The 2,170-nt window shown below is 67.9% G+C and carries 3 protein-coding genes; all 3 read left to right on the plus strand.

Features of this window, described 5'->3' with window-relative positions:
• The coding region (locus tag HMPREF3086_RS19445; protein WP_305790925.1) for a hypothetical protein at positions 1-142 on the plus strand (142 nt) is incomplete at its 5' end.
• 394 nt (positions 143-536) lie between these two features.
• Positions 537-1,103 (plus strand): DUF3558 family protein, encoded by a 567-nt coding sequence (locus tag HMPREF3086_RS19860; RefSeq protein ID WP_368664631.1) that lies wholly within the window; start codon positions 537-539, stop codon positions 1,101-1,103.
• A 95-nt stretch (positions 1,104-1,198) separates the two neighbouring features.
• The coding region (locus HMPREF3086_RS02795) for a hypothetical protein (RefSeq protein WP_141763960.1) at positions 1,199-2,170 on the plus strand (972 nt) is incomplete at its 3' end.

A 2,170-nucleotide genomic window follows, 5' to 3' on the forward strand; every position in this document is an offset into this window, starting at 1 on the left:
GCGCTACCGCTTCCTGCACGTCGCAGCCCGGCTGACCCGTAGCGGCCGGCGACGCCGGGTGAAGATCCCAGAGACGTGGCCCTGGGCCACCGCCATCGTCGCCGTGTTCAACAAGATCGCCGCGATCCCCAAACCAGCCTGATCTCACCTGCCCGCCCTCGACATCACCACCCGGAGACCCGCCCACCGGCAGCGCCAGCCGGCACCCCCGCACGCCCTTACTCGAAAACAAGCCCGCCGTCACCCGACAGCAGCAGTCACACCGGCCCGTGAATCAGCGGGGCTAGAACGACGGGCGGGCGCGCTGACCGGTTCCATCCATTTCACGCCCTGCCGCGCGCGATGACTCCCCAGCAGGCGCCGGTCAGGTGCGAGGATCTCTGGCCGTGACCGCTCCCCGCCTCCGCATTCAGTCAAACGCCCCGGCGCCGCGGGTCCGGTGGCAGGAATCTGCGCCGCTGCGGAACCGTTCAGCGCGGCGGGGCGTCGTACCGGGTGTGGGAAGAAGTAGAGCCTTGGGCGCCGCGCTGGTCGCTGTGGGCGTTGGGCTGTCCGGGTGCGCATCGGCAGGCGGTGAAGAAGAACCGACGGCGACGACGACGAGCTCCGCCTCGGCCGAGGAGTCGGGCAACCCGTGGGATCTGCCGATCGAGCAGAGGCCAGCCCTCTTCGACCCGTGTGCGGACGTCCCTGCTGACGCTGTCGAACAGGCCGTAGGAGCCCCCATTCGACTGGAGGAACTTCTCACTAAGAGTGAACCGGGACAATTACAAGCATGCGGCTGGAGTTCCGACGAGGTAGTTCTTGATCTAGTCGCGACTTGGAAGTCACATTCTGACTATCTCGCGGACCCCACAGGCGTCGTTGACGGCGATGGTCATCCCGTCGGCGGCCGAAATGCGCTGCGGCTAGTTGACCAAGAGAACGAGCCCAATACCTGTCGATACTTGTTCTTCACTGGACGAGGCACGGTCGCGCTGACCGTCAGTCTGGCTACAACTTTCAAAACCTTCCGAGGGCATCATTTCGCGGACGCATGCGACGTCCTGCAAGAAACCGCCACCACCTTAGTCGAGTTCTTACCACCTGGAGATTTCCGATGACGGTTAACTTGGGGCCAAGCGTCGCACAGGAATGTGTGAAGCTTTGTGATTCTTTTGTGAAAGCCCTGGCAATTTCCATGGCCGACGAGTGGCAAATGAGCCAGGTTCCCAGCCCCGGCGCTTTCGACACGGCGCGACAGATCGGAACCGTCTACTCGCTCTTCGTTGAAGAGGACTTGCGGACGCTCTTGAACGGCTTCGTAGATCAGGCGCGGGCGATGTCGATGTTGTTCGCCGCTGCGGGAGGTCTGATCGAGGCGCAGGACGAGGCCGTCGCCGCCGCGCTGGGTAAGGCCGCCGAAGAGCCGGTCGGGCTTCAGAGCCTCGGGTTGATGGGATCGCTCGGGTCGACCACCGCGCTGCTCGACGCGGCCGACGGCACCACCACGCTCGGGGGCTACGGCCGCGTCGGCCCCGAGGACGTGTCGACCTCGCCGCTGGAGCGGATGGCCGAAGCCGCGCAAGCCCTGGAGCCCCAGCAGTTCGCGACCATCGCCGCGCGGATGACCCAGGCGGCGACCGTGCTCGACGACGCCGCGACCACCCTGCGGTCCGGACTCGGCAACCTCCTCGGCCACGCCTGGCAGGGCGAGTTCGCCGACCAGGCGACCTTCTCCACCCACCGACTGGCAGACTCCGCGGCGGCCCTCGCCGGCCAGCTCACCGCAGTCGCCGAAAAAGCCGACGGGGCACAGCGCGGGTTCGCCACCCCCCGCCAGCGGATCGCGTCGGAGGCCGCCGACGTCGCCCTCGCCGAGAACCGCACCCCGGGATTCGGCCGGCTCGCGGGCCCGGTGGCGCCGTCGGTCAAGGCGGACGTCGAGGCCGCCCGGCACGCCGCCGAGGAGCAGGCGCGGGCGATCGTCAACACCGAATACAGCCCCGCGGTGATGGACGCCAACCTCGACGACCTGGACTTCACCGCGGCGTACCGAGTGGTGTCGACCTCCGCACTGGGCGGTCCCGGCGGGATCGACATGGCGCGGATCTGGAACACCGAGGGCATCACGCGCCCGGCGCAGCCGGCCGCGCCCGACCCGGCCACGCTCGCCGCCCTCACCGGCGCA

Source organism: Dietzia sp. HMSC21D01, from assembly GCF_001815995.1.
Classification (GTDB): Bacteria; Actinomycetota; Actinomycetes; order Mycobacteriales; family Mycobacteriaceae; genus Dietzia; species Dietzia cinnamea.